The following is a 26,456-nucleotide window of genomic DNA, read 5'->3' on the forward strand; positions in this document are numbered from 1 at the left end:
ACAGGTAATATCCGCGGCGGCCAGGTAGATTCTTTCCCAGACCTGTCCCACAACAAAGGAGAATCCATGGCTGCTCCCAGCCCCGGCTATTCGATCACCGCACGGGTGTCGACCCCCGCCACCTTCACCGCCACTTCGGACGTCACCAACGCCATCGCCGCCACCGGCGCCCAGATCACCGCGGTCGACGTCGTGGAATCATCCCACGCAGGACTGACCATTGATGTCTCCTGCAACACCCGCGACCGCGCGCACGGTGATGAGATCCGGGCCGCCGTCGACGCGCTGGACGGCGTCACCGTCGGCAACATCTCCGACCGGACCTTCCTCATGCACCTGGGCGGCAAGCTCGAGACCACCGCACGCGTGCCGCTGCGCAACCGCGACGATCTTTCCCGCGCCTACACCCCCGGCGTGGCCCGCGTCTGCCAGGCCATCGCGAAGAACAAGGCCGACGCCCGCAACCTGACCATCAAGAAGAACACCGTCGCCGTCGTCACCGACGGAACCGCGGTGCTGGGCCTGGGCGACATTGGTCCCGAGGCCGCCATGCCGGTGATGGAAGGCAAGGCTGTGCTGTTCAAGCAGTTCGCCGGCGTCGACGCCTGGCCGGTGGCCCTGGACACCAAGGACACCGAAGAGATCATCGCGATCTGCAAGGCTATTGCGCCCGCCTACGGTGGCATCAACCTGGAGGACATCTCCGCTCCGCGCTGCTTCGAGATTGAAGCGCGCCTGCGCGAAGAGCTCGACATTCCGGTCTTCCACGATGATCAGCACGGCACCGCCATCGTCACCCAGGCCGCCCTGGTGAACGCGCTGAAGGTCGTGGACAAGAAGATCGAAGACATCCGCATTGTGGTGTCCGGCGTGGGTGCGGCAGGCACCGCCATCATCAAGCTGCTGCAGGCCTCCGGCGCGAGGCACATTGTCGCCGCGGGTCGCTCCGGTGTGATCGAGCGCGGCTCCGAGCACGCCGATGCTCACCGCAACTGGCTGGCACAGAACACCAACGAGGAGGGCTTCTCCGGTTCGCTGAAGGAAGCCGTGGTGGGCGCCGACGTCTTCATCGGTGTCTCCGCACCGAACCTGCTGGATGCCTCCGACATTGAGAAGATGAACGACGGCGCCATCGTGTTCGCTATGTCCAATCCGGACCCGGAGGTCTCCCCCGAGGCCGCTGCCAAGCATGCTGCTGTGGTGGCCACCGGTCGCTCGGACTTCCCGAACCAGATCAACAACGTGCTGGCCTTCCCCGGATTCTTCCGTGGACTGCTGGATGCCGGCGCCAGCGACATCGTGGACGAGATGCTGGTGGTGGCCGCCGAGGCGATCGCTTCCTGCGTATCCGATGAAGAGCGCAACCCGAGCTTCATCATCCCCTCGGTGTTCGACCCTGAGGTGTCCACCCGCGTGGCAGAAGCTGTGGCCAAGGTCGCCCGCGACCAGGGTGTGGCCACGCTGTAACCACCGAAGCTGCACTCCGCGGGGCGGCCGCGAATCTCTGGATTCGCGGCCGCCACGCCATGTGCGTGCGGTGTCTCTACTCGTCGCTCACATAGAGCGACTCGACGTCGAGAGGGTCCGTCGCCATGTCGTACTTCAACATCAAGTCATAGACCTGCTGAAGTGTCTCCGTCGGCAGGTCCGTGTGTGCAGGCTCGAGGCGAATGCGCTGGGCCACAGCCTCGTCCATGTTCAATGACGAGGCGATCGAAGAACGCAGCGCGTCCTCGTCTTCCCAAGCGGCCTCCGTGGATTCCGTCAACGCGTCTGTAAATGCCTGGATCACCTCCGGATTTTCTTCCGCGAAGGCCGACGAGGTGAAAGCGATCGTCAGCGGCATGCTCTCCATGGCCACCTGGTTCGGATGACCCACCACGACATTCTCAGGGTCCTCTAGTGCCATTCCCAAGAACGGATCCGGTATCCACACCGCGTCGACGTTCCCCTCTTCCAGCTGCGGCAGCATGTCAGGGAAAGCCATCTCGTTGAAGCGCACGCTCGACGGATCTCCGCCTTGCTGATCCACGGACTCCAAAATCGAAAGATCACCGAGAGTATGCAGGGCGTTGACGGTGACCACCCGGTTCTCCAGATCGGTGAACTCTTCGATTCCCGAATCCGCACGCGTCACCACGGCGTTGATGTCCTCCCCGGACGCCGACGACCAAGAATATCCGGAGATCACCTTTACATCGAGTCCCCGCTCCGCCGCCGTGAGCACTGACATGGGGTTGCCAACCGCGATGGCCAGCGATTGATTCTGCACGGCAGGCAACAGCTCTGCCCCGCCTTGTCCTTCCACCAACTCGACGTCGAGTCCATGCTCGGCGAAGATTCCCTCGCTCACTCCGAACCGCAGCTCGGCTGACGAGGCGATGGGGAGCGTGCCCACCGAGATGGTGGTCAGTTCCTCGGCGCCACTGCCATTCGCAGTCGGGCCATCATCCCCGGACGGAGACCCTTCGCCGCATCCCGTCAGGATGACTATCGCACACCCTGCTACGGATCCCAGCAGGAGACATCGGTGACGGACATCCTTCTCCACTCGGTTGGCCGATTTTCTCATCACGCTCTCCTGTCTCTGCTGATGCGGTCTCATGGCTCAAACCTCGAGCCTGAACACGTCTCGTGCGATGTCTTCGAAGAACGCCTTCTTCTCCGCGTCAGACAGCGGTAGATTGTCCTGCTCGACGACTTCCGCGACGTCGAACTGGTAGGGGTAGTCCATGGCATACATGACGCGATCTGCACCGACCACGCTGCGGACGAACATGATCTGCTCTGTCCAAGGCATGCCGCTGGTGGTGATCCAGATATTCGACCTCAGATACTCCGAGGGTTTCTTCTCCAGTGGCCGAATAGCGTCGTACCGTCCCGAAGCGACTTGTTTCGCGTGCATATGATCGATCCTGGGGGCCCAGAACGGCAGCGCTTCTCCGAGGTGACCAACCACCACGCGAAGTTGCGGCAGGCGGTCAAAAAGTCCCGAGGTGATCATCCGGAGAAGGTGGAATCCAGTCTCAACCCCGAATCCGAAAACGGCTCCGTCCAGGCCGGCCTGATGAAACGGCTCGATCATCGCATTGGGAGGGGTGCTCGGATGCAGATACAACGGGACATCCAACTCGACGCACCGCTCCAGCACCGGGAAGAAGTCCGGGTGGTCCAAATATCGTCCACGAATGTGCGAGTTGGCGATCAGGCCTTTCAGCCCCAATTCGGTGACGGCGCGCTCCAACTCACCGGCGCCAGCGTCCTCAGACTCGAAGCTCACGGCGGCCAGAGCTGAAAACCGGTCAGGGTGGTCTTGGCATGCCTCAGCGAGTCGATCGTTCGTCAGGGAGGCGATTCGACTGCCTTCGATGGCATCCAACACCTGAGTTCCCGGTGCGGTCAGCGCTAGCACTTGATGGTCGATTCCGGACTCGTCCATATCGCGAATCCGTCGTTCGCCAGCATCCTGGAGTCGAGCGACCACATCGCGCGGCTGCGGATGCTCGCTGCCGAGGAAGTATCCGACCAGGCTGTTGAAGCCGAGGTCCGGGTTCGTGCCGTCACTCAACTGCTGACGGTACAGCTCGTACATCTCGGGCAATGCGTAGGCCTCTTCGGTCGCAATACGCAGATAGCCTCGGTCACCTCCAGCATGCAATTTCTCGGGCGTTGAGGGCGCTGGATCCGTCATGGTGTCTCCCTTGATCACGGTCATGTCCGAACGAGATGTCCGGCTGAACCGAAGTCTAGGGAGACGGCGAATCGAGGAAGTACGTCCGGGTGCAGATTCCTGAATTAGGAAGACTTCTGTCCACCACACCGGGAGAAGTGAGCACGACCCCCTTGATTATCCGTCATCCCAGTGGTCCAATTTCCACAATCAGGAAATGGGGATTCCATGCTTCAAACAGCCGAACGAACGCTCCACACCGTGAAGCTGGTGGCCACGCGAGGTCACATCACGTTGACCCAGCTGGCCCACGAACTCGACATCAGTCCATCGATGGCGCACCGAATACTGACGACCTGCGTCGCCCAAGGCTTCCTCTCCCAGTCCGGGCGCGGGACCGCGTACGGCGTGGGCTCTGCGCTGCGCCAACTCGCCATCAACGTCGATCGCGGCACAGATCTGACCGCAACGTTGGAACCCACGCTACGAAAAGCGGCACGGAAACTGCTGGAAACCTGTCACCTGATGGTCCTGGAAGGAACCGACATTCGGTTCATCCTGTCTGTGGAAGGCTCGCATCTGGTTCGGATCTCCCGCCCCATCCGCCGCACGACACCAGCCCACGCCACTGCAGGGGGCCGCGCCATCCTCGCTGCGCTGCCCGAGGCTGAACTCCGGCGACGATTCTCGAATCACGATTGGAGCGGAGCGCCCCACTCCCACGTCCAGAATCTTGAAGAACTGGAGGCGGAGCTTGCCCGTGTTCGACGCCGCACATTCGCCCTGCAGGTCGGCGAAGCTCAATCTGGAGTGGCCGCGGTCGCGCTCCCCGTACATGACTGGTCTGCGAACGTCGTTGCGGCTGCCTCCGTGACCGTCCCCTACCAGCGCATGGCTCAACCCACGGATGCTCACAGTCTGATTGAGCAGCTGCGCCCCTTCGTCGCGCGGATGGAGGAACTCCTGAGACCATCCAACATATTGTGACACTCGTCACCATCACGTAAAGTCGTCAACTATGGAGAATGACAACGTTCTGACGCGCACGTTGGTGGACGAGGCCACTGCCGAAGGCTATGGCCAGTACCGAACCCACCTCGCGCTGATGGACCAGGTGATGAAGACCTTCGATTTCAACGACAACGTCCTATTGCGATTCAGCGAGCGCATCAAGGACGCGCTGGATCCAAACTCCATCATGGCTCCGGGCAAATCCGGGATCTGGGGAGCGCGCTACCGCGACGCCGGCCACCAACTTCTTTAACCCATCCACCCACTCATTGAGGAGCTTCACCATGGTCGCAATGACACTGCCGTCTCATCTGCAGCACGCCCAGCATTGGATCGACGGCCGCGAAACACCCAGCAGCGGCGATCAGCGGATCGACGTGATCAACCCGGCGAACCAGTCGGTGATCGCGTCCACACCTGCCGGCACGATTGCCGACGTCGACACCGCCGTCAGCGCAGCTCAGCGCGCATTCCGTGCCGGTTCTTGGTCTCGGATTTCCGGCCGAGAGCGTGCTGCGGTGCTGTTGCGTGCTGCCGCAGCGCTACGCCAGCAGGCTGATCAGCTCGCGCAAGTCGAGAGCATGGACGTCGGCAAGCCGATCAGCTTTGCCACCGCCGTTGACGTCAATACCGCGGCGGAAACATACGAATATGCCGCAGCACTGGCGCAGCAGCTTGACGGCGCCGTCCGGCGCACCCCGTTGCCGGCGCATGCGTACACCCAGCGGGAACCACTGGGCGTCGTCGCCGCCATTACGCCGTTCAATTTTCCGCTGATTCTGTCCACCACCAAGATCGCCTTCGCCCTGGCCGCCGGCAACACGATCGTGCACAAACCCGCGGAAGATACCCCGCTCTCGGCACTGTTCGTGGCTCGCATTCTGACCGAGGCTGGGGTTCCTGACGGGGTCTACAACCTGGTCACCGGCTATGGGCGAGAGATCGGGGAACATCTGGTAACCCATCCGGACGTCGCCAAAGTCGCCTTCACGGGTTCCAGCACCACCGGAGCGCACCTGGCCGAGCTCGCCGGACGCCACCTCCGTCCGCTGACGGCCGAGTTGGGCGGCAACGCAGCCAATATCGTGTTCGCCGATGCCGACGTGGAGCAAGCCATTCAGACCACGATCTCCGCGTTCGTGTTCAACACCGGCCAGTTCTGCATGGGAGGACCTCGCCTTCTGGTTCAGCGGGATCTGCTCGAGCCGATGCTGGAAGCACTAGCCGCGGCGCTGCCTCATGTTCCGCTGGGTGATCCGTCACAGCCGGAGACGGTCATCGGCCCGGTGGCCACGTCGCGGCAGCGGGAGAAGATCGCGTCTGCGGTGAAGCAGGCGGTCGACGCGGGGGCAACGCTGGTGACCGGCGGCCAAGCGCTGGATCTGGACGGTGGCCTGTACTTCCAGCCCACCGTGCTGACCGGAGTGGATAACTCTGCGGAAGCCGTCCAGGAGGAGATTTTCGGACCGGTACTCACCGTGCAGGCCTTCGACACCGAAGCCGAGGCGATCGAGCTGGCGAACTCCACCCGCTACGGTCTGGCAGCAGGGGTGCAGACCACCGATATCTCACGCGCTCACCGCGTCGCCGACGCCCTGGAGGCCGGCATCGTGTGGGTGAATAGCTGGTCCATGCTCGACCCGGCCATGCCCTTCGGTGGTGTCAAAGACTCTGGGTGGGGACGTGAGAATGGACCAGAGCAGATGGAATCCTATACCCGCACCAAGTCCGTCATCATCGCGCTGGCTCCGGATCCGGAAGGCCAAGCATCGAACGCTGCCGAGGGAGAAGTACAATGACCACGATCCGTCAGGCACGCGCCGCTGTCGTCGGTGACGACCATGCTTTCAGAATCGACACCATCGAACTGAGTGTGGCCAGCGGAGGTCAGCCGGTCTTGGTTCCCTCGACCGGGTGACCTTGCTCGCCGCGCTGACTCACCGGAACCGGTTTGTGCGGTCGTGACGCCCGCGTCGATTCAGTCGACGCGGGCGTTTCCGTCCGCCCTGAACCACGAGGCCCATGATGCAGCACCAGGCGCCCACGGCGGCGAGCCCGCCAAAAATCCATTGCCCGACCGGCCAATCCGGGGTGAGGAACAATCCCAGGATGCCGACGACGAGCAGGGCGGACCCCAAGCCAACCAAGCGGGACGGTTTCTCGATGAAGGACATACCTTCAGCCTATCCGGCGGGGCGAGGGAATGCTTCCCCGCGCTCCGGGCGTTGTGCTGAAGGTGACCACCTTTGATCGCATCCCCGCCACGGCCCGGGTGCCCCTGTCTCTGCTGGATCGCGCCAACACCCGACGTCGGGGCGGCGTCGCCGTCGAACCCAGCCAGATCCTCGCTGACGTTATCACCCGCGCCCAGGCTGCGGAGGCGCTGGGCTTTCACCGTTTCTGGGTGGCAGAGCATCACGCAGTGCCGGGAATCGCCGGTTCAGCGCCCACCGTGCTGATGGCGGCACTCGCCGCGCGCACGGAACGCATTCGTATCGGCTCCGGCGGCATCATGTTGCCGGACCACCAGCCACTCGTGATGGCTGAACAGATCGCTACCCTGCAAGCCCTCGCCCCCGGCCGTATCGACGCCGGGCTCGGTTCCTCGGTCGGATTCACCGCGCCCGTGCGTCGGGCGCTACGACAGGACGATTCGGCCCGCTTTGACGCCGGCGACCAGGCACGCGAACTGATCGCCTACCTCGATGATCGTCACGACGACGGCGCCGAAGTCACCGCCCAGCCGGCAGATCGGTCACAGACCCCACTGTTTGTTCTGGCGTCATCACGGTCCATCCCGCTCGCCGCGCAACTGGGTACCGGGGTGGTGGTGGGCGGCCCTGGTCTCATGGCAGCTGCACGGGACGCCGACCCCGGGGAACACCATGAGGGCATTGCCACTTACCGACGAGATTTCGTCCCCTCGGAGCACCGGCGCCAGGCACCGTGGGTGGTGGTGGCCGTCTCGGCAGCCGTCGCCGACAACGCCGAAGACGCGGCCCAGCTGGCACTGCCGGAGGCCTGGGCACTGACTCGTTCGCGCACCGTCGGTTCTTTCGAGCCGTTGCAACCGGTCGACGAGCTAGACCTCGCCTCCTTGAGTGACCGCGAGCGTCATCGTCTTCACGAACACCTGGATCAGGTCATCACGGGCACACCCGACCAGGTCCGTGAACAGCTTGAGCGGCTCATCGACTTCGCCGGTGCGGACGAGGTGCTGGTGACCGGTGGCATGGCGGACCCCGCAGCCCAACGGCGCAGCGACGAACTTCTGGCCCAGGTGTGGAGAATCTGAGGGGATTCTCACCGTATTCTCAGCGCACCGGTCATTGACCTGTACCGCGGCGACTCGCAAAAATGGGGCAGAGTAGCGGGATGGAACAACCCATCTCGTCGTCTGTGCGAAAGATAGAGGTAGACCATGAAGCTTTTCAGCGTCCGTCGACTGCTCACCCTCGGTGCGGGTGCCGCCATCGGCTACTTCGCCGGCTCCCGTGAAGGCCGCCGCAAGGCCGAAGAGATCGCCCGCCAGGCTCAAGATTTCTGGACAGACCCGAAGACCCAGCGTCAGGTCCACGATGTGGCGGAGAAGGCCACCGACGCCGTCAAGGAGAAGGCTCCCCAGTTCGGGGATGCCGCCGAGAAGGCCGCCGGATTCGTGGACAAGTCCACCGGCTACTCCTCCGATGACGCTGCAACGGCCGCTGACCCGGACACCGTTTCCGATCCGGCCGAATCCCTGGAAGCAGAAGGCGGCGGCAACCCGGAGGCACCGGGTAAGCACACCGCCGGCAGCTGATCCGGCACACCGTTCATTCAATGGCGGGGCCGCAGAACCATTCGGTTCTGCGGCCCCGCCCTTGGTCTAGCCGTATTTGGGGCGTGATCAGGCGTTTACACGGTTGCGGAGGATGAACTTCGAGGCGTAGTGGTTGTCCTTGAAGTGGTCTCCCTCGCCATGCAACTTGTTGCGCAGCGTGCCCTCGGTGTATTCGGTCTTGTAGCGGCCGAGCTTCTGCAGCTCCGGCACCACGTACTCGACGATGTCCTCGAAGGTCCCCGGGGTGATGTGGTACGCCAGGTTGAAGCCGTCGACGTCGGTCTCGTCCTGAATCCGGACCAGCTCCTTGGCGACCGTCTCGCCGGAACCGATGATGACGGGGCCGAATCCGCCCACGCCGCACCATTCGGCCAGCTGACGGACGGTCCATTCGTTGCCTTCATCGCCGGACGCTTTCTTGAAGGTCTCCACGGCCGACTGGATGGCGTTGGATTCGATCTCGCCGATCGGCTCGTCCAGCTCGAATTTGGAGAAGTCGGCGCCCATCCAGCCGCTCATCAGCACCAGGCCACCCAGCGGATCCACGTACTGGGTCAGCTCGCGGTACTTGGCCCAGGCGTCCTCATCGGTCGCACCGGTGACAATGGTCTGCATGGAGAAGATCTTCACGTCGCCGCCATCGCGGCCGGCATCAATAGCAGCCTGGCGGATCTTCTTCACGGTGCCGGAGATCAGCTCGTCCGTGGGCGAGTTGATGAACACGGCCTCGGCGTGCTTGCCGGCAAAGGCACGGCCGCGGGTGGAGGCGCCGGCCTGGTAGATCACCGGGGTGCGCTGCGGCGAGGGCTCGGTCACGGCGATGCCAGGGGTCTTGAAGTACGTGCCCTCGTGCTCGATGTTGTGCACCTTGGTGTGGTCGACGAAGACGCCGGATTCCTTATCGTAGAGCACCGCGTCGTCCTCCCAGGAGGATTCGAGCAGCTTGTAGACGACGTCGAGGTACTCATCGGCGTGGTTGTAGCGCTCGTCGTGCTCCATCTGGTCGTCCTGACCGATGTTCTTCGCCGCCGAGGGCAGGTATCCGGTGACGACGTTCCAGCCCACACGGCCTTCGGTGAGGTGATCGAGGGTGGCCAGGCGGCGAGCGAAGGGGTACGGGTGCTCGTAGGCGGTGCCTGCGGTGACGCCGAAGCCGAGGTTCTGGGTGACCGCCGCCATGGCGGAGACCAGCAGAAACGGGTCGTTCACCGGGGTCTGCGCACCAGAGGTCAGCGCGGCCTCCGAGCTGGAACCGTAGACGTCGTAAGGGCCGAGCACATCGGCGATGAACAGCCCGTCGAAGAGCCCGCGCTCCAGAATCTGGGCGAGGTTGGTCCAGTAGGACAGCTTGTTGTAGTCGCGGGCGTGGTCGTCCGGGTGGCGCCATAGGCCGGGTGACTGGTGGGCAACGCAGTTCATGTCGAAGGCGTTGAAGAGGATCTTGCGCTGATTCGAGGTTGCGTCGGGCATGAGGTATCTCCTTCCATCGGTTCTGGCATGAGCACCTGCCGGACGGTCCGGTGGTTGCTGCGGCGTCGTAGAGCCAGATCTCTCGGCCGCTCTGGATGGGTACTGTCCGATTCCATCACACATGGGTGGGGGCGGAATGCACTGTGTTGCTTCGTGTGTCGATCTGACGAGGGGGCTACCGGACTAGTCGGTCTCTTCATCGTCGGTTTCGCCGACGCCGAGGAACGGCACCGGTTCCACTCGGTTGACCTCCCAGTCGCCGATCATCCGGGCCATGAACGCGGCCGGGTCGTGGGAGGCCAGGGTGCGGGCGTTGCGCCAGTGCCGGTCGAGCTGCAGTTCGTTGGAGGTGGCGGAGGCACCCAGGGTATCGAAGATGCGGGTGCAGATGTCGAGCACCAGACGCGGGATGACCACGTGAGCCCGCTGGGCGGCGAGGCCAGCCTCGCGCAGTAGTTCCGCGCGCTGGGTCGCAGCCTCCTCGCCGGCGGCCTCGGCATCAGCGGCCAGGTCGAGGTCGCGGCCGACAGCGCGCACCAGCTCTTCGACCGTGTGCTGCTGGGCGGAGAGCTCACCGATGATGCCAAGCAGCTGGTCGTCCTCCCGAGCTCGGACCCCGCCGCCGGTGTTGAACACCCGGGATCGGTTGCGGGTGAGTTCGATTCCTTCCTTCAATGCGGCGCGGCCGATTCCGGCCATCAGCGCGAGCAGGGTGATTTCGTGATGGATCGGGACCAGCCCGTTGGGTGGCGGCGGATCGAGGAGGTCTTCCACCCCGGCACCCTTCATTTCGAGGGTGCCGGTGCCGGTGAGGCGTTGGCCGAAGCCGTCCCAGTCGTCTTTCACCTGCACCCGCGGCTGGCGTACTCGCACGAGGGCGAGGGCACGGGCGGCCGAAGCGGAGGTGACCCCGGTGTCGCCGCGACGACGCTGCCGGCGCACGCGGCGTGAGGCCAGCGGCTTGTCGACGATGGCGTTGACGAGGGTCCAGGTGGAGAAGATGGTGCCGGTGGTGTAGTACTTCTCCCCGGTGATGAGCAGGGATCCGGCGTCGTCTTCCCACACTTTGGTGGAGGTGTCGCCGAGCCCGGCGCTGGTCTTCTCGGAGAGGGCGGACCCGCACCATTCGCCGTCGATGATGTGGCGGAACCACTTGCGACGCAGCTCGGCGGAGGCCTGCATGCGCACGTGCTCGACGAAGATCAGCTGGCTGCGGGCCAGGTGGGCGGTGTTGGCGTCGAGCTCGGCGAGATCGATCAGCAGGCGCAGTGCGGTTTCATGGCCGGCCCCGGCTCCGCCGTCGTCGGAGTCCACGGTGAGCGCGCCGAAGCCGCGCGTCCGCAGGGTCTCCATGGGTGAGAAGGGCAGGTGGCGGCCGGATTCCCGGGCCAGCTCGCCGCGGGCAATGTCGTCAAAAATGTCACGATACTGCTCGCGCAAGCGCCGGTAATCGTGGTCGGCGGGGGACGCGGTCCGGATGCTCATCGGCTGATGTTCTCCTTCGGGTCTCTCACGTATCGGTGTGGTGTGCGCAGGGTGATCAGTCGGTGGCAGCGGCGAATTCGGCCCAGGTGTCGGCCGAGTTCTCCACGGTGATCGAGCCTTCGTAGGTGACCACGCCACCGCCGAGGTACTCGTCGTACCACTGCTGCACTTCTTCGGACTGGTAGGCCTCCTGGAGCACCCTCGCCGCTTCGGTATCGCGGAACTCGGGCTGGGAGGCGACGACCACGGTGAACGGCACCTTCACCTCCGGGTCTTCCTCGAGGAGCAGCACGGTGTCCTCGATGTCGTAGCCGGCGTCAGCGATGGAGCGGATGAAGCCGAATCCGGCGTCGACGTCAGGCAGGGACTGGCCCAGGGACTGCTGGTCAATCTCGATGAACTCGATGTTCTTCGGATTGGCGGTGATGTCACGCTGGGAGAGTTCGGTGACTTCTTTGGATTCATCCACTTCGATCACTCCGCCATCGGCCAGCAGTTTCAGGGCGCGGCCGTTGTTGGAGGTATCGACGGGGATGGCCACCTGCGCGCCGTCGGGAAGCTCGTCGAGGCTGTCGTAGGTCAGCGAGAAGATCCCGGAGTGGGTGTAGTAGACCGAGAACAGCGACTCCACGTCGGTGCCGTTGTCCTGGTTGAACTGGCGCAGGTAGGCCTGATGCTGGAAGAAGTTGACGTCGTATTCACCGTTGTTCACGGCTTCATTAGGCAGCACGATGTCGGTGACGTAGGTAGTCTCCAGGGTCCAGCCCTGCTCTTCGAGCTGTTCCTTCACGATCTCCGTGGGGTCCTGGTACGGCGCGGATTCGGTGACGATCATCGAGATGGTCTGGTCGTCGTCGGCGGAGGAGCCAGCATTGACCAGCCCGCAGGAGGTCAGGGCAAGCAGGGCGGCGCCGGAAAGGGCGACGGAGGCGAAGCGGCGGGGTGCGATGGTCATGATGGTCTCTTTCTCGGATTGTTCGGGATCATTCGGAGGTGTATTCGGCCCAGATGTCAGCGGAATTCTCGACGACGATCTGGTCGGTGTAATCCAGGACGCCGCCCTGATAGTCGGCGAACCATTCCGCGATCTCCTCGGATTGGTAAGCCTCCTGCAGCACGCGGGCGCCCTCGGTGTCGCGGAACTCCGGCTGGGCGGCGATGCCGTTGGTGAAGGGCAGCTCCACGTCCGGGTCGGATTCCAGCACCAGCGCGGTGTCCTCAGTGTCGTAGCCGGCCTCGGCCACTAGACGCACGAACACGAAAGCCGCGTCCACGTCGGGCAGGGTCTGCGCCAGAGACTGCTGGTCCACCTCGATGAACTCCAGGTTCTTCGGATTCGAGGTGATATCCCGCTGGGAGAGCTCAGTGGGCTCCTTGGATTCGTCGACCTCGATCACGCCGGCATCGGCCAACAGTGCCAAGGCGCGACCGTTGTTGGAGGTGTCGACGGGGACCGCGATCTGACCGCCCTCGGGAAGGTCGTCGAGGGTATCCACCGTCAGAGAGAAAACGCCGGCCCGCGCGTAAAAGACCGAGAAAATCGGCTCGACTGCGGTGCCATTGTCCTGATTGAACTGGTTGAGATAGGCCAGGTGCTGGAAGTAGTTGACGTCATACTCGCCGTTGCTGACGGCCTGGTTGGGCAGGATGATGTCAGTGACGTAGGTGGTTTCCAGAGTCCAGCCCTGTTCCTCGAGCTTCTCTTTCACGATCTCCGTGGGGTCCTGATAGGGCGCCGATTCCGTGAGAATCATCGAGATGGTCTGGTCCTCGTCAACGGAGGATCCGGCGTTGGCCAGTCCGCAGGACGTCAGAGCGAGTCCGGCGACGAGACTGAGACCGAGGGCGGCCAGCCGTCGTGAACCACGCGAGGCGGAGGCGGTGGTGTGGGGGGTCGACACAGTCGAGGGTCCTTTCCAAGGCGGCACAGAAGGAGCCTTCCGCGCGCGGGGGACGGCACGGGGCAGGGTACCCGTGCGGGATCAGAAGTGAGGGAACGGTCGCGAAGACCGGGCGAATCAGGCCAGGCGCTTGTCGGTGACGCGCACCAACCGGTTGCCGATGACCTGGACGGCGGTGACCAGCAGCAACATGATCGCGATCGCCACCAACATCACCTCGGTTTCGTATCGGTAGTAGCCGTACCGGATGGCAAAGTCGCCGATACCGCCGCCACCGACGAGCCCCACCATCGCCGAGTAGGAAATGAAGGAGACGGTGGTGATGGTGATCGAACCGATCAGGGCCGGTCGGGCGTCCACGAGCATCACGGAGCGGATGATCTGGCCGCGGGTGGCGCCCATGGCGCGGGCGGCCTCAATGGGCCCGGTGCCCAGCTGGTTGATGTTCTGCTCCACCAGGCGGGCGAAGTACGGAATGGCGTTGACCGTCAACGGGACGATAGCCGCCGCGGTGCCCACGGTGGTGCCCACCACGAACCGGGTGAACGGGATGATCGCGATGAGCAGAATCAGGAACGGGAAGGAGCGCACCGCGTTGACGATGGCGGAAACCACCCGGTGCAGCTGCGGCGAGGGTGAAATTCCGCCGGGGGCGTGGTTCACGAGCCAGATGCCCAGCGGGGTGCCGAGCAGCACCGCAATCGGGATGGCGACCCCAATCATGGCGAAGGTCTGCAACAGCGCTGCGGTGAATTCGGGAAGCAGTTCGATGATGCGTTCCATGTCAGTTCCCCACCTTCTCCAGCACTACCGCGGAGTCTGCCGTGGTGCCAGCGGCGTCGTTGTCGTCGTTGTGTCGGTCGGCCGGGGCGGCGGACACCTCCAGGGTGCCTACGCGTCCTTTCTCCACCGAGATGCCCTCGGAGATCAGGTAGGAACCGATCGCGGTGTGCGGCCGGAAGCTGTCGGAACGCAGCTGCTCGGTGGTGAACTGCTCGACGATGGCGCCGGATTCCATGACGGTTACGTCGTCGGCCAGGGCCTTGATGACCTCCATCTCGTGGGTGACGACCACGATGGTGATGCCCAGCTGGGCGTTGATGTCGGCCAGGTACTGAAGCACCGTGGCGGTGGTGAATGGGTCCAGTGCGGAGGTGGGCTCATCGCAGAGCAACACATTCGGCTTGGTGGCCAGGGCGCGGGCGATGGCCACACGCTGCTTCTGCCCACCGGAGAGCTGAGCAGGGTAGGCCTTGGCCCGGTCGGCCAGGTCCACCAGCTCCAGTGCCTCCAGGGCCCGACGACGACGCTCGCGCCGGTTCGTCACGCCCGCGAAGGTCAGCGACAGTTCCACGTTGGCGACGGCGGTGTGATTGTTCACCAGGTTGAAGCCCTGGAAGATCATGCCGATCTGGTGGCGGCGCTGGCGCAGCTGTTCCGCGCTGAGCCCGGTGAGCTCTTCGCCGTCGACCCAGACCTCACCGGAGGTGGGGCGCTCCAGGAGGTTGATGTTGCGCAGCAGTGTGGATTTGCCGGCCCCCGAGAAGCCGATGATGCCGTGAATCGAGCCACGGCGTACGTCGAGACTGACGTCGTCGACCGCAGTAATGTCACCGCCTTTGAACGTGGTGGTGACGTGGCGCAGGGAGATCATGAGAATCCTCCATCGTTGCTGGCATTAGCACCTTCGCCTCGTGGGGCGGGTTGCTGCGACGTCGACGAGCCAGGTCTCTCGGTCGCTCTGGATGGTTACCGGTCCATTCAAACACGGGGACGAACCCCGTGTCATGACGAACCATGACGAGCGTCATGCATCTCGTCACACGGTTCACAAACGCTCTGCAGCGATCACGAACCGTCGAAGATGACGTTATGTGACGTCATCCTTGAGTCGGTGCGGATGCTGCCGCTGAGGCCGGGGCATCGCCGATAGCGGACAGCCCTTGCGGCAGGGTGCCGTTGATGAACCAGTCGCCGACCTGCCGTGAGCGGAAGACGATGGGGTTGTGCGTGGCCACGGTCTGGGCGTTGCGCCAATGCCGGTCCAGCCCCTTCTCGACGGCGGTGTTGGACGCCCCGCCGGTGAGGAAGAGTTCGGAGGCGACCCGGATGGTCTGTTCCGGCACGGTGATCTGGGCCTGCTGGATGGCCAGCTCCGCGGTGTAGAACTCCTGTGGAACCGTCCCGGTGAAGTCGTGCCGGTCGGCGCCGGTGGCTTCCGCCACCGCCAGCGCCTCATCGAAGGTGTCGGCGGCGTGCAGCACGGTAGCTTCGACGGCGAAGGCGGTGGCCGCGATGTTTCCGGTGGCCTCCTGGATCAGCGGGTCCTCACGGTAGGGCAGCCCCAGCCCCGTGTTGAACGTGCGCTTGCGCTCCCGCACCCCGGTTGCGGTGTCCTCGCGCACTGCCCGGGCGATCCCGGCCAGCACGGCAAGCAGCACCAGCTGGAAGAACGAGGCCTCGAACACCGCCTCCGGGGTGCCGATCCGGCGCGGCAGCACGGAGAGGGGATCCAGCTCGACGTTATGGAATCGGGCCGTTCCGGTGGCGGTGAGCTTCTGCCCGAACCCGTTCCAGTCGTCGTCGAGCTCGACGCCGGGCGCATCCGTAGGCACCACCGCGAAGGAGCGCTCCCCAGTCACGTCGCCACCGGCTCCGGTGAGGCTGGCCGAGACGCGGGTGTGGGTGGCGAAGAGTGACCCGGTGGCGTAGAACTTCTCGCCGTTGAGCACCCAGGTCGTCTCCGGTCCCGACCCGTGTTCAGTGAGCACCGTGTTCAGGGTGCCCAACGCGTTGCCGCCCTTCTCGGTGGAGGCGTTACCGACGGTGGCCCCGGCGCGCAGCTGGGCGTACCAGTGCTGAGAACGGGCGTCGTCGAGAAACCGCAGCGACTCCACGAATCCGGCGTGGGAGCGGTACTGATGCGCCACGTTCGAGTCCGCCGCGGCCAAGTCGATGAGTAGCCGGATGAAGGTGCGCACGCTCACCCCTGCCCCGCCGTGCTCGCGAGGCACCCGCAACAGGCCGAAGCCGGCGCGGTTCAGGTCGGCGATCTCCGCAAAGGGCAACTGCCGGTGCAGATCCCGCTGCCGAGCCCCGGCGGCGATGCGCTCGAAGTTCGGCGCGAAGTGGGCGGCAAGGCTGGGGTAATTCGATCCGGCGGGCACCTGGGGCGGGGTCAGCTCCGCCAGTCGCGGCGTCGAGGAGACGGAAGCGGCGGGGGCGGAATCGGCAGGAATGACAGACACGAGGATGCTCCTTTCCATCGGTTCTGGCGGTAGCACCGTCCCGCGCTCGGTTTTCCCAGGGCGGGTGGTTGCTGCGACGTCATGGAGCCAGATCTCTCGGTCGCTCTGGATGGGTTTCGAGACACATCTAACCATGACTGCCCCGCCGAGGAGCAACCCGGACCGCGCGCCTCAGGGCCGAAAGCACCCTTGTGTGACCCCATATGACCCGAATTTGGCGCCGTATTGATACTCGGTGCGTCCCGATAGAGACGAATTTCATCCTTCTGTGATCTGCGCGCAGTACCTAAACTCGAGGAAGAAACCGTGATTTACATCACATCGCGGGCAGGGTTTCACTCACCGCACCCGCGAGACTTCCTGACCCAGAAGGGGCACGTGATGACCGACGACGCAGCAACGACGCCCCACCCGACCGCGCCCGCTTTCGTATCCTTCACCACCGAGCGGATCCCGCACCGCGAGCGCATCGAGTTCTGGGAGGCGCACAACACGAATGCCCTGATCGGCCTCGATATTCGCACCCTGGACGACAGTCCCCTGAGCGCTGAGGAGCGGAATCTGCACCTTCCCACCCTGCGCTTCGCCCACGTCCGCGGCTCGCCGCAAGTCGTCGAGCGCTCCCAGGCGACGATCACCGCACACCCTACCGAGGACGTCGCGCTCTTCATGTGCCTCGACGGCGAATCGTTCTTCCATAGCGACCAGGGCACGCATGTCTTGCACCGAGGTCAGGCCCTGATCTGCGATGCCGACTCCCCGTTTCTGCGCGGATTCAGCGTCGGGGTTCACGAACTCGTCCTCACCCTGCCCAAGAGCACCTTCACTCAGATCTCCCGAGGCACAGATTTGCGCCAGCCGCTCACCGTGAACTTTTCCGCAAGCGCGGCACAGGGAAGCCCTGAATGCCAGAGCGCGCTGGAGATGGCTCGACTCATCCTGGGAGCCTTCAAGCGCCCCGATCTGGACTCTCAAACCGCCGAGGACCTCACTGTCGAGCTCATGGAACGCACCCTGCACGGCGCCGGTCCGGATTATCGCTCTGCTCACAAGCGGGCACTGCGCGTCATCGACCATCACCTCGCCGACCCGAACCTCAATCGCGCCCAGACTGCCCGGGCAGTGGGTGTCAGCGAGCGCCAGCTCAGCAGGATCTTCGCCGACCAGGGAACAACGTTCAGCGAAACGGTCACTCGTCAGCGCATCCACCATTCCCGGAAACTCATGGAAAAGCAGCCCCAGCTGAGCATCAGCGAGGTGGGCCTGCGCAGCGGATTCCCTTCCGCCTCGCATTTCTCGCGCACCTTCCGGGAGCACACCGGGCTCAGCCCGCGCGAGGCACGCGCCGCCGCACAGCCCTAACCCTGACTTCTTGACGGATTCGGCCATCGACTTGCCCGTACGGGACAGAGAGTCGAACCGGGGAACCCCTCACCGCCAGCATAGGAAGTGACGCACATCACACGCTACAGCGTCCGCACCGTGAGTCCCCTGAGGAAAGCACCGAATCATCATGAATGCGACGAACACCGCCCCGGCTCCCACCGAGGAGCCGCTCGAAAACACCTTCACCTCGCGAGATCTCCGTAAGGCCTTCGGCAAGTTCGGCACCGGCGTCACCGTGGTGACCTGCCAGACCCCGGAGGGTACGCCGCACGGAGCCACCGTGAACGCCTTCACCGCCGTCTCGCTGGATCCGCCCCTGGCGCAGGTCACGCTGATCCGCGGCAACAAGGCGGGCCAGTACCTGGAGGATTCGCCTTTCGCCATCAACATCATGTCCGTCAACCAGCTGGATGTCTGCCTGAACTTCGCCGGCAAACCCATGAAGGGCTCCCCCGCGTGGCGCTGCGAGGACGGCATCCCCGTGCTCGAGGGCAACGCCGCGACGCTGGAGTGCAAGCCCTGGCGCATCTACGACGGCGGCGATCACCTCATCGTGATTGGCGAGGTCATCGCCCTAGAAGTCAACGACGTCGAACCGCTGCTCTTCGTCTCAGGGAAGTTCCGCGAGACGGGACGCTTCCCCCAAGGAGCGCCCTGGGACGCCTCCGGAGACAGTCTGGCGATGGGGTGGTTCGAAGGATCGACTTCCTTCGACGCCCTCTGAGCCGACACGCACACCCTCAGAGCTCCGAGAAATTTCCACATCGATCAAGGAGGAATCGCCACCATGACGATCACCAAAACCGACATGTCCACCCGTACTACTCCGGCCAACCCGCAATTGCCGATGACCGGTGATGAATACATCGAATCACTGCGCGACGGCCGCGAGATCTACATCCACGGCGAGCGCGTAGAGGATGTGACTACGCACCCTGCCTTCCGCAATTCAGTGCGCATGGTGGCCCGCATGTACGACGGCTTCCACCAACCTGAGAACTCCGACAAGCTGCTCGTTCCCACCGACACGGGCAACGGCGGCCTGACGCACCCCTTCTTCAAGGTGCCCCGCTCGGTCGAGGACCTGAAGGAGTCACGCACCGCCATCGAGGAGTGGGCGCGGATGAGCTACGGCTGGTTCGGACGCTCCCCCGACTACAAAGCGGCTTTCCTTGGCACCTTGGGCGCGATGCCCGAGTTCTACTCCCCCTACCAGGAGAACGCTCAGCGCTGGTACCGAGAATCCCAGGAGAAGGTCCTGTACTGGAACCACGCGATCATCAACCCACCCGTGGATCGGCACTTGCCGCCAGACCAAGTTGAAGACGTGTTCATGCGGGTCGAGAAGGAGACCGACAACGGGGTGATCGTTTCCGGTGCCAAGGTGGTGGCCACCGGCTCGGCCATCACCAACTTCAACTTCATTTCCCACTACGGCCTGCCGATCAAGAAGAAGGAGTTCGCGATCATCTGCACCGTGCCGATGGACGCACCAGGCATCAAGCTCATCTCCCGCACTTCCTACGCGCAAAACGCTGCGGTCACGGGTACGCCGTTCGACTACCCGCTGTCGTCACGGATGGATGAGAACGACGCCGTGTTCATCTTCGACAAGGTACTCGTGCCTTGGGAGAACATCTTCGCCTACGGCGACCCGGATCAGATCAACGGGTTCATGCCGCAGACCGGGTTCATTCAGCGGTTCACGTTCCAGGGCTGTATCCGTCTGGCCGTCAAGCTCGACTTCATCGCCGGACTACTATTGAAGGCCCTGGAGATCGCCGGCACCAAGGATTTCCGCGGCGTGCAGGCCCGCGCCGGCGAAGTCATCGGGTGGCGCAATATGTTCTGGGCACTGGCCGACGCGATGATGCTCAATCCCGATGCGGGTCCCAATGGGTCGGTGCTGCCGAAGATGGACTATGGCATGGCCTATCGCATGTTCATGGCGCAGGGGTACCCACGCATCAAGGAAATCATCGAGCAGGACGTCGCCTCCGGACTGATCTATCTTCCCTCCGGCGCACTGGACTTCAAGAATGCTCAGATCCGCCCCTACCTCGACAAGTACGTGCGCGGTTCCGACGGCATCGAGGCGGTCGACCGGGTGAAACTCATGAAGCTGCTCTGGGATGCGATCGGCTCCGAGTTTGGCGGTCGACACGAACTCTACGAGCGCAACTATTCCGGCAACCACGAGAACGTGCGTGTCGAGATGTTGATGAACGCGATGAACAACGGCACCACCAACGTCATGAACGGCATGGTCGAGCAGTGCATGGCCGAATATGACCTCGATGGCTGGACCGTGCCGGACCTGTTCAACAGCAACGACGTCAATGCCTATATGAAGCGCAGCTAAGCCTGCACAACTCAGTGCCCGGGGTGGATCTTCACGGATCCGCCCCGGGCATTGTTAACGCGTTTTTGACCCGCACCCCCTTCAGCCGTCTAGGATGAACGGGTAACCATCCAGAGCGGCCGAGAGATCTGGCTCGTTGACGCCGCAGCAACCCTCCGCAGTCGAATGCGTTCTCGCATCATCGACCACCGGGCAAGGGTGCTACCGCCAGGAACGATGGAGTGTGATCTCAATGTCTTCGGCGTCATCCGTCAACTCCTCGACCCAACTCTCGGTCGAATTCCGCCAGGTAGGACGCGCCTTCCCGGTCGGCGATTCTCACCGCACCGTGCTGCGCGACGTCGATCTCGCCGTCCGCCCCGGTGAGGTGCTCTCGATCATCGGCGCCTCCGGCTGCGGGAAGTCCACCCTGCTGCGCGCCGTCGGTGGCCTCGACACTGAGAACTCAGGTCAGGTACTCATCGACGGTTCCCCGGTCCGCGCCCACGATGAGCGCACCGCCGTCGGTTTCCAGGAGCCGCGACTGCTGCCTTGGCGTACCATCCATGCCAACGTCGCACTCGGGCTCCCCCGTGGCACCTCAGCCTCAGACGGTCGCGCCAGGGTGGACGAACTGCTCAGCCTGGTGGGGCTCAGCCATGTGGCCGACCACCGGCCCCGCGAGGTCTCCGGCGGCATGGCCCAGCGCACCTCCCTGGCCCGGGCACTGGCCCGCCGCCCCGGAGTGCTGCTGCTGGACGAGCCCTTCGGCGCCCTCGATGCGCTGACCCGGCTCAAGATGCAGGACCTGCTGCTGGATGTCCATGCCCGCACCGGCACCACCATCCTGCTCGTGACCCACGACGTCGACGAGGCACTGCAGCTCTCAGACCGGATCCTGCTGCTGGGTCGTGCTCCCGGCTCCGACGCGGAGGGTGCGACCGTGCAGCGAATCTTCGAGGCGCCCGGCACCCGACCCCGCGACCGCGCCTCGGCCGAGCTGGCCGCTCTGCGCGCCGAACTCTTCGACGGCCTCGGCGTCGACACCCATCATTCCGCTCACGCACCCACCACCGATACCGGCACTATCACCTCGGAGATCTACGCATGACACAGTCCACTGGCACCCTGTTCACCTCCATCGCCGCCCTGGCAGCGGCCGCACTCACCCTCACCGCCTGCGCAGGCGAAGGCGGCTCCGGTGAGAACACCGGAGACGAGAACGGCTCGAGCGCGGACACGCTGAGCATCGACTACGCCACCTACAACCCGCTCTCACTGATCATCAAAGAACAGGGCTGGCTGGAAGAGGAGTTGGAGGCCGACGGCGTCGACGTCGAGTGGGTCTTCTCCGCGGGCTCAAACAAGGCGAACGAGAATCTGCGCGCCAACGCTATCGACGTCGGTTCCACGGCCGGTTCGGCCGCGCTGCTTTCCCGCTCCACCGGCACCCCGATCAAGACCATCGACGTGGTGGGCAACGTGGAGTGGACCGCTCTCGTGGCCGCCGAAGACTCCGACATCACCGAGGTCGCCGACCTGGAGGGCGCCTCCGTAGCCGCCACCCGCGGTACCGACCCCTACTTCTTCCTGGTGCAGGCCCTCGATGAGGCCGGGGTGGATCTGAACAGCGTGGAAGTGCAGAACCTGCAGCACGCCGATGGCCGCACCGCCCTGCAGAACGGCTCGGTCGATGCTTGGGCTGGCCTCGACCCGATCATGGCCTCAGCCGAAGCCGACGGGGCGAACCTGTTCTACCGGAACGTGGATCTGAACACCTACAGCTTCCTCAACGCCACCGAAGACTTCCTCGAGGAATCCCCGGAACTGGCCCAGCTGGTGGTGGACACCTACGAGCGCGCCCGCGCCTGGGCCCTGGAAAACCCCGACGAGACCGCGGAGATCCTCGCCGAGGAAGCCGACATCGACCTCGAGCTGGCTCAGACCGTGATCGGCGAGCGCTCCGGATTCGACATCAGCCCCGTGCCCGGCAACGATCAGATGGCGGTGCTGGAGCGTATTGCCCCGATCTTCGTCTCCACCGGCGACGTCGACGACCAGGCCACCATCGACACCGCCCTCGAGGAGCTCTTCGAGCCCCGCTTCGCCGAGGCGGCCGCTGATCCAACCGACGCCGACGATACCGAGGAGTGAGCCCGATGAGCGCCACGATCCAGCAGAACCCGGCACCCACCGATCAGCCGGTAGCGGAGCCAGCATCCACCGCGGAGACCCCGAGGAAACGCAGCTCATTGCTGAACCGGCGCGGTGTGTCGGTCCTCGTGGGTGCCGTGGTGCCCCTGGTCCTGCTGGCTCTCTGGTGGGCAGTCACCGCCGCCGGGGTGTTCTCCGCTGTGCAGCTGCCCTCCCCCGGAGCGGTCTTCAGCGCCGGGATCAGCCTGATCGAGCGCGGCGAACTCTGGCAGCACATCGGCATCTCGGTGCAGCGTGTGCTGCTGGGCTTCAGCATCGGGGCGCTACTCGGGCTGGTCTTCGGTTCCGCTCTGGGCCTGTCTCGCTGGGCAGATGCGCTGCTCTCCCCGTTGTTGGGCGCGCTGCGCGCCGTTCCCTCGCTGGCCTGGGTGCCGCTGCTGATCCTGTGGCTGCAGATCGGCGAGAACTCGAAGGTCACCCTCATCGCCATCGGGGCGTTCTTCCCGGTGTTCACCACCCTGTACTCCGCGCTGCGCCATGTCGACCCGCACCTGGTCGAAGCGGGTCGGGCCTTCGGTTACCACGGCACCCGCCTGTTGCTCACCGTGCAGCTGCCCGCCGTCGTTCCCGCCATCTTCTCCGGACTGCGGCTGGCACTGGCCCAGGCCTGGCTCTTCTTGGTGGCCGCGGAACTCATCGCCTCATCCATGGGCCTGGGCTTCCTGCTCACCGATTCCCAGAACAACGGGCGCACCGACCGACTCATCCTGGCCATCATTCTGCTCGCGGTCATCGGCAAGATCACCGATGCCCTGCTCGGGGTGCTCGAGCGCTGGGCTGTGCGCCGCTGGGCCTAAACACCTCTCCGAAATCTCAGAACACCCTGATTGATATACCCAGGCTCTGAGACCGAGCGCAGAAGGTATTTCTGTTTCTCCTCACCGCGCCCTAACCTGGAGATATGCCCCCTATGACGCAGATCACAGACCGAAGGGTATGGGATGCCCGCGTGAACCGCGTCGCGGGGACCTCACCATCGCACCCGTTGTATAGGTCTCGCACGGAGACATGAGGAGATCACGATGACTCAGGACACCACCGAAGCCAGTGCCGCCGCCTCGGGCGCTTCTGCCACTGATACCTTCCGCCGCTCCGGCAAACTCTCGAAAGTCGAGGCCTCCCAGGAGCGCGTCAATGAACTGGCCAGCGCCCTGGTGGGTGCCGCCAACCAGATCATCCTGGACAAAAAGGTCAGCTACGACGAGTTCAACGCCCTGAAGGCGTGGCTAATCAAGGTCGGCGAAGACGGCGAATGGCCGCTGTTCCTCGACGTCTGGCTCGAGCACTCGGTCGAAGACGTGGCCACCGCACACCGCGAGGGCAACAAAGGTTCCATCGAAGGCCCCTACTACGTGCCGGAAGCGCCGCAGCCCGCGGACAACCGGACCATGCCCACCCGTGATGACGAGCCCGGCACGCCGTTGCTCTTCCAGGGCCAGGTTCGCTCCACCGACGGCTCCGTCCTGCCCGACGCGAAAGTAGAACTGTGGCAGGCCGACGCCGAGGGCTTCTACTCTCAGTTCGCACCAAACCTGCCCGAGTGGAACCTGCGCGGCACCTTCAGCGTTGATGAGCAGGGCCACTACGCCATCGACACCATCCAGCCCGCGCCGTACCAGATCCCCACTGATGGCGCGTGCGGTCAGCTGATCGCCGCGGCCGGATGGCACGCCTGGCGTCCCGCCCACCTGCATCTGAAGGTCTCCGCCCCCGGCCACGAGCTGCTCACCGCACAGCTCTACTTCCCCGGCGACGAGCACAATGACGACGACATCGCCTCGGCGGTGAAGCCCGAGCTGATGCTCGACATCCAGCCAGCCGAAAGCCAGGGGAACCAGACCACCTACGACTTCGTGTTGGACCCGGAGCGCTGATCACCCACCAGATCACCACTCTGGTCATCACGCTGACCGTCGCTGCCCCGGCCACTCCGGTATTCGTACCGAGCCGCCGGGGCAGTACTATGTCCTGATGTTGCGGGAAGGTTGCGACCCCCTCGACGCAATCCTGGCATCACCCTAGGCTGACACCCATGACGACATTCACAGAGACACCCTCCCGCGAATCCTCCGTCTCCCACCGCACCTCCGGTGTCTGGCACGGCAACGCCCAGACCACCGTCACCGCCGGCGGCTACTCGTTCCTGGTGGACGAACCCACCGAGATGGGCGGCAAGAATGAGGGCCCGAACCCCATGGAGTACATCATCGGAGCCCTTAACGGCTGTGTCTCCGTGGTCATCGAGGCCCAGGCCGGTGCCCGAGACCTGCCGCTCGACGGCGTCCACACCTACGTCTACGCTGCCCAGGACCTGCGTGGCCTGGAGGGCAAGGCCGACGTCCAGCCCCATTTCCACACCCTGCAGCTCAACGTCGTGGTTGCCACCTCCGAACGCGACGAGGACACACTCACCCAGTTCGCTCGCGACGTCGAGCACACCTGCCCCGCCATCAACCTGGTGCGCTCCGCGGCCGGCTCCGAGGTCACCGTGCAGTGGCAGTTCGCAGAGAAGGTCGTCGAGCACGACGCCGAGAACGCACTCAACGCTTCCCTCGGTTTCGAGAACCGCAACCAGGCCGTCGATGCCCCGGAGCCGTTCTTCACGGTGACCAACGCCGACACCTGAGCCGCGCTCGCGCACCGAAACACCCATTCCATCAGCCGCAGAGCAATCCACGTGCTCTGCGGCTGACATGATCAGTCAGGCGATTTTCGATATGGCCTGCCGGAAGCGATCCAGGACAATATCCACCAGTTCCTGAGGTGGGGCAGTCTGAGGTCCAGGCAGCAGCGGGGCACTGACGATATCGGCGCCACAGGCCTCCATCCTGGACTGGAAATAGCCCGGAGCCACAAGATAGCTGGCCACAGCCACTCTCCTGCCCGGATGGTCCGCACGAGCGCTGGACACCGCGTCGGGCAGTCGCGGCTCCGCGTGGGCGAGGAATCCCGTGATAACTTCAGCACCGATCCACCGGGAGAGGCGCTCAGCCATCTCCTGGCAATCAGACTGGGCGCCCCGGTCAGAGGAGCCCGCCACCCCGAGAATGATCACATCCTGGTCCAGATCAGCACCGGCAGTTTCCAGACGTCTCACCAGCAGCGAGACGAGTCGGTCGTCCGGGCCCAAAGCCTCGGCCAGCGCGACAGGGCGTCCCTGGACCCTGGCCGCTTCAACGTCCTTTTGCAGATCAACGCGCAGATGGTAACCGGCCGAAAGCAACAGCGGGACAATCACCGCAGCCTGTTTGGCTTCCAAAGAGTGCAGGCAATGCTCGACTGCAGGCTCTTGGACATCCACATGACCCAGCATGGTGGAGCAGGTGAGTCCGTCGTCAGCAGCCGCCTCGGCGATTGCATCCCCCAAAGAACGCACCACCTGCTGGCCAAGAGGGTCTGACGTGCCGTGGGAGATCGCCACCAACGCGCGACCGGAGCCATCGGGTTGAGCCGTCATCGTCTTAGAGTTCAACCAGCACCATTCCATCGCGCACTTGCGCCGGGTACACCTGCACCGACGCCGCCTCCGAGTTCAGGCACATACCAGTGCCCAAGTCATAGGCCTGCTTATGCAGCGGGGAGGCCAATGTGGGCCGTCCGTCGCGGGAGCCAATAATGCCTCGGGCCATCACATTGGCCCGGGCATGAGGATCCCACTGATCCAGTGCGTAAACGGTGTCGTCGGGCATTCTGACCAACGCGACCTGACGCCCGCCGACCAGGGCCGCTTCTGCCCACAACGGCTCCAGATCATCCAATCGGCACACCCGCTGCCACTGCCGCTGGCGGCTGGCAGGCACGGAGCGACGACTCGGCTCGCGTTTACTCTGATCAATACGGATTGTGGTGGTTGACTCGCGTTCCAGCACCTGCGTCTCTATGCTCATATCCGCCACCCTACGCGGCCGCA

The 26,456-nt window shown here is 64.2% G+C and carries 27 protein-coding genes and 4 riboswitches; of the genes, 15 read left to right on the forward strand and 12 right to left on the reverse strand.

Annotated features, from left to right (window positions below; translation table 11 throughout):
- Positions 1-66: 66 nt before the first annotated feature.
- Positions 67-1,467, forward strand: coding sequence for an NAD-dependent malic enzyme (locus O1A05_RS01110; RefSeq protein ID WP_270106269.1), 1,401 nt, complete (start codon positions 67-69; stop codon positions 1,465-1,467).
- Between the two features lie 76 nt (positions 1,468-1,543).
- Here O1A05_RS01110 and O1A05_RS01115 read toward each other — a convergent pair whose 3' ends face one another.
- Both O1A05_RS01115 and O1A05_RS01120 read right to left on the reverse strand, forming a co-directional pair.
- On the reverse strand, positions 1,544-2,398 hold the full coding sequence (locus O1A05_RS01115) for an ABC transporter substrate-binding protein (protein WP_270106270.1): 855 nt from the start codon (positions 2,396-2,398) through the stop codon (positions 1,544-1,546).
- 210 nt (positions 2,399-2,608) lie between these two features.
- Positions 2,609-3,691, reverse strand: coding sequence for an amidohydrolase family protein (locus O1A05_RS01120; protein WP_270106271.1), 1,083 nt, complete (start codon positions 3,689-3,691; stop codon positions 2,609-2,611).
- A 207-nt stretch (positions 3,692-3,898) separates the two neighbouring features.
- Between O1A05_RS01120 and O1A05_RS01125 the strand changes: the two genes are divergently transcribed.
- The 4 genes from O1A05_RS01125 to O1A05_RS01140 are packed head-to-tail and all read left to right on the forward strand — an operon-like array spanning position 3,899 to position 6,599.
- A complete protein-coding gene (locus O1A05_RS01125; RefSeq protein WP_270106272.1) occupies positions 3,899-4,657 on the forward strand; it encodes an IclR family transcriptional regulator in 759 nt (252 codons plus the stop codon).
- Between the two features lie 31 nt (positions 4,658-4,688).
- On the forward strand, positions 4,689-4,934 hold the full coding sequence (locus tag O1A05_RS01130) for an FAD-linked oxidase C-terminal domain-containing protein (protein WP_270106273.1): 246 nt from the start codon (positions 4,689-4,691) through the stop codon (positions 4,932-4,934).
- A 31-nt stretch (positions 4,935-4,965) separates the two neighbouring features.
- Complete coding sequence (locus tag O1A05_RS01135) at positions 4,966-6,480, forward strand: aldehyde dehydrogenase family protein (protein WP_270106274.1); 1,515 nt, start codon at positions 4,966-4,968, stop codon at positions 6,478-6,480.
- Positions 6,477-6,599, forward strand: coding sequence for a hypothetical protein (locus tag O1A05_RS01140; RefSeq protein ID WP_270106275.1), 123 nt, complete (start codon positions 6,477-6,479; stop codon positions 6,597-6,599). The genes O1A05_RS01135 and O1A05_RS01140 overlap by 4 nt, the downstream gene beginning before the upstream one ends.
- A gap of 19 nt (positions 6,600-6,618) precedes the next feature.
- Here the strand turns inward: O1A05_RS01140 and O1A05_RS01145 are convergent, their stop codons facing one another.
- Positions 6,619-6,855: a hypothetical protein gene (locus O1A05_RS01145; protein WP_270106276.1), complete on the reverse strand. Its 237-nt coding sequence runs from the start codon at positions 6,853-6,855 to the stop codon at positions 6,619-6,621.
- A gap of 62 nt (positions 6,856-6,917) precedes the next feature.
- Between O1A05_RS01145 and O1A05_RS01150 the strand changes: the two genes are divergently transcribed.
- Together O1A05_RS01150 and O1A05_RS01155 are read left to right on the forward strand one after the other, a co-directional pair.
- Complete coding sequence (locus O1A05_RS01150) at positions 6,918-7,976, forward strand: MsnO8 family LLM class oxidoreductase (protein ID WP_270106277.1); 1,059 nt, start codon at positions 6,918-6,920, stop codon at positions 7,974-7,976.
- Positions 7,977-8,102: 126 nt separating this feature from the next.
- On the forward strand, positions 8,103-8,480 hold the full coding sequence (locus O1A05_RS01155; RefSeq protein ID WP_270106278.1) for a hypothetical protein: 378 nt from the start codon (positions 8,103-8,105) through the stop codon (positions 8,478-8,480).
- A gap of 87 nt (positions 8,481-8,567) precedes the next feature.
- Here the strand turns inward: O1A05_RS01155 and O1A05_RS01160 are convergent, their stop codons facing one another.
- The 7 genes from O1A05_RS01160 to O1A05_RS01190 all read right to left on the reverse strand — a co-directional run bounded on the left by O1A05_RS01160 (position 8,568) and on the right by O1A05_RS01190 (position 16,605).
- The gene (locus tag O1A05_RS01160; RefSeq protein WP_270106279.1) at positions 8,568-9,971 is read right to left on the reverse strand and encodes an LLM class flavin-dependent oxidoreductase; all 1,404 of its coding nucleotides are present in this window, start codon (positions 9,969-9,971) and stop codon (positions 8,568-8,570) included.
- A 10-nt stretch (positions 9,972-9,981) separates the two neighbouring features.
- A riboswitch (SAM riboswitch) is annotated at positions 9,982-10,073 on the reverse strand.
- A gap of 81 nt (positions 10,074-10,154) precedes the next feature.
- On the reverse strand, positions 10,155-11,456 hold the full coding sequence (locus O1A05_RS01165; RefSeq protein ID WP_270106280.1) for an acyl-CoA dehydrogenase family protein: 1,302 nt from the start codon (positions 11,454-11,456) through the stop codon (positions 10,155-10,157).
- 55 nt (positions 11,457-11,511) lie between these two features.
- Entirely contained in the window at positions 11,512-12,411 is a 900-nt protein-coding gene (locus O1A05_RS01170) for a MetQ/NlpA family ABC transporter substrate-binding protein (protein WP_270106281.1), read from the reverse strand.
- A gap of 28 nt (positions 12,412-12,439) precedes the next feature.
- Complete coding sequence (locus tag O1A05_RS01175) at positions 12,440-13,357, reverse strand: MetQ/NlpA family ABC transporter substrate-binding protein (RefSeq protein WP_270106282.1); 918 nt, start codon at positions 13,355-13,357, stop codon at positions 12,440-12,442.
- Between the two features lie 117 nt (positions 13,358-13,474).
- The gene (locus O1A05_RS01180; RefSeq protein ID WP_270106283.1) at positions 13,475-14,140 is read right to left on the reverse strand and encodes a methionine ABC transporter permease; all 666 of its coding nucleotides are present in this window, start codon (positions 14,138-14,140) and stop codon (positions 13,475-13,477) included.
- 1 nt (position 14,141) lies between these two features.
- The gene (locus O1A05_RS01185; protein ID WP_270106284.1) at positions 14,142-15,011 is read right to left on the reverse strand and encodes a methionine ABC transporter ATP-binding protein; all 870 of its coding nucleotides are present in this window, start codon (positions 15,009-15,011) and stop codon (positions 14,142-14,144) included.
- Between the two features lie 6 nt (positions 15,012-15,017).
- Positions 15,018-15,109: riboswitch (SAM riboswitch) on the reverse strand.
- A 128-nt stretch (positions 15,110-15,237) separates the two neighbouring features.
- Positions 15,238-16,605 (reverse strand): acyl-CoA dehydrogenase family protein, encoded by a 1,368-nt coding sequence (locus O1A05_RS01190; protein ID WP_333481993.1) that lies wholly within the window; start codon positions 16,603-16,605, stop codon positions 15,238-15,240.
- 11 nt (positions 16,606-16,616) lie between these two features.
- A riboswitch (SAM riboswitch) is annotated at positions 16,617-16,721 on the reverse strand.
- Positions 16,722-16,986: 265 nt separating this feature from the next.
- Here O1A05_RS01190 and O1A05_RS01195 point away from each other — a divergent pair.
- From O1A05_RS01195 to O1A05_RS01230, 8 genes are all read left to right on the forward strand, one after another.
- On the forward strand, positions 16,987-17,967 hold the full coding sequence (locus tag O1A05_RS01195; protein ID WP_270106285.1) for a helix-turn-helix transcriptional regulator: 981 nt from the start codon (positions 16,987-16,989) through the stop codon (positions 17,965-17,967).
- Positions 17,968-18,118: 151 nt separating this feature from the next.
- Entirely contained in the window at positions 18,119-18,715 is a 597-nt protein-coding gene (locus O1A05_RS01200; protein ID WP_270106286.1) for a flavin reductase family protein, read from the forward strand.
- Between the two features lie 63 nt (positions 18,716-18,778).
- Positions 18,779-20,353 (forward strand): 4-hydroxyphenylacetate 3-hydroxylase family protein, encoded by a 1,575-nt coding sequence (locus O1A05_RS01205; RefSeq protein ID WP_270106287.1) that lies wholly within the window; start codon positions 18,779-18,781, stop codon positions 20,351-20,353.
- 103 nt (positions 20,354-20,456) lie between these two features.
- Positions 20,457-20,576, forward strand: a riboswitch (SAM riboswitch).
- Between the two features lie 9 nt (positions 20,577-20,585).
- Positions 20,586-21,443 carry an ABC transporter ATP-binding protein gene (locus tag O1A05_RS01210; RefSeq protein ID WP_270106288.1) on the forward strand — a complete coding sequence of 286 codons (858 nt, stop codon included), beginning with the start codon at positions 20,586-20,588 and terminating at the stop codon, positions 21,441-21,443.
- On the forward strand, positions 21,440-22,486 hold the full coding sequence (locus O1A05_RS01215) for an aliphatic sulfonate ABC transporter substrate-binding protein (RefSeq protein WP_270106289.1): 1,047 nt from the start codon (positions 21,440-21,442) through the stop codon (positions 22,484-22,486). Before O1A05_RS01210 ends, O1A05_RS01215 begins: the two co-directional genes overlap by 4 nt.
- Positions 22,487-22,491: 5 nt before the next feature.
- Entirely contained in the window at positions 22,492-23,343 is an 852-nt protein-coding gene (locus tag O1A05_RS01220) for an ABC transporter permease (RefSeq protein ID WP_270106290.1), read from the forward strand.
- A gap of 225 nt (positions 23,344-23,568) precedes the next feature.
- A complete protein-coding gene (gene catA, locus O1A05_RS01225) occupies positions 23,569-24,420 on the forward strand; it encodes a catechol 1,2-dioxygenase (RefSeq protein WP_270106291.1) in 852 nt (283 codons plus the stop codon).
- Positions 24,421-24,578: 158 nt separating this feature from the next.
- The gene (locus O1A05_RS01230; protein ID WP_270106292.1) at positions 24,579-25,172 is read left to right on the forward strand and encodes an OsmC family protein; all 594 of its coding nucleotides are present in this window, start codon (positions 24,579-24,581) and stop codon (positions 25,170-25,172) included.
- 75 nt (positions 25,173-25,247) lie between these two features.
- On the opposite strand, the gene O1A05_RS01235 is transcribed toward O1A05_RS01230, so the two are convergent.
- Positions 25,248-26,003: a sirohydrochlorin chelatase gene (locus O1A05_RS01235; RefSeq protein WP_270106293.1), complete on the reverse strand. Its 756-nt coding sequence runs from the start codon at positions 26,001-26,003 to the stop codon at positions 25,248-25,250.
- 4 nt (positions 26,004-26,007) lie between these two features.
- Positions 26,008-26,433 carry a nitrite reductase small subunit NirD gene (gene nirD, locus O1A05_RS01240; RefSeq protein ID WP_270106294.1) on the reverse strand — a complete coding sequence of 142 codons (426 nt, stop codon included), beginning with the start codon at positions 26,431-26,433 and terminating at the stop codon, positions 26,008-26,010.
- Positions 26,434-26,456: the final 23 nt, after the last annotated feature.

The organism is Citricoccus sp. NR2 (assembly GCF_027594385.1).
Lineage (GTDB): Bacteria > Actinomycetota > Actinomycetes > Actinomycetales > Micrococcaceae > CmP2.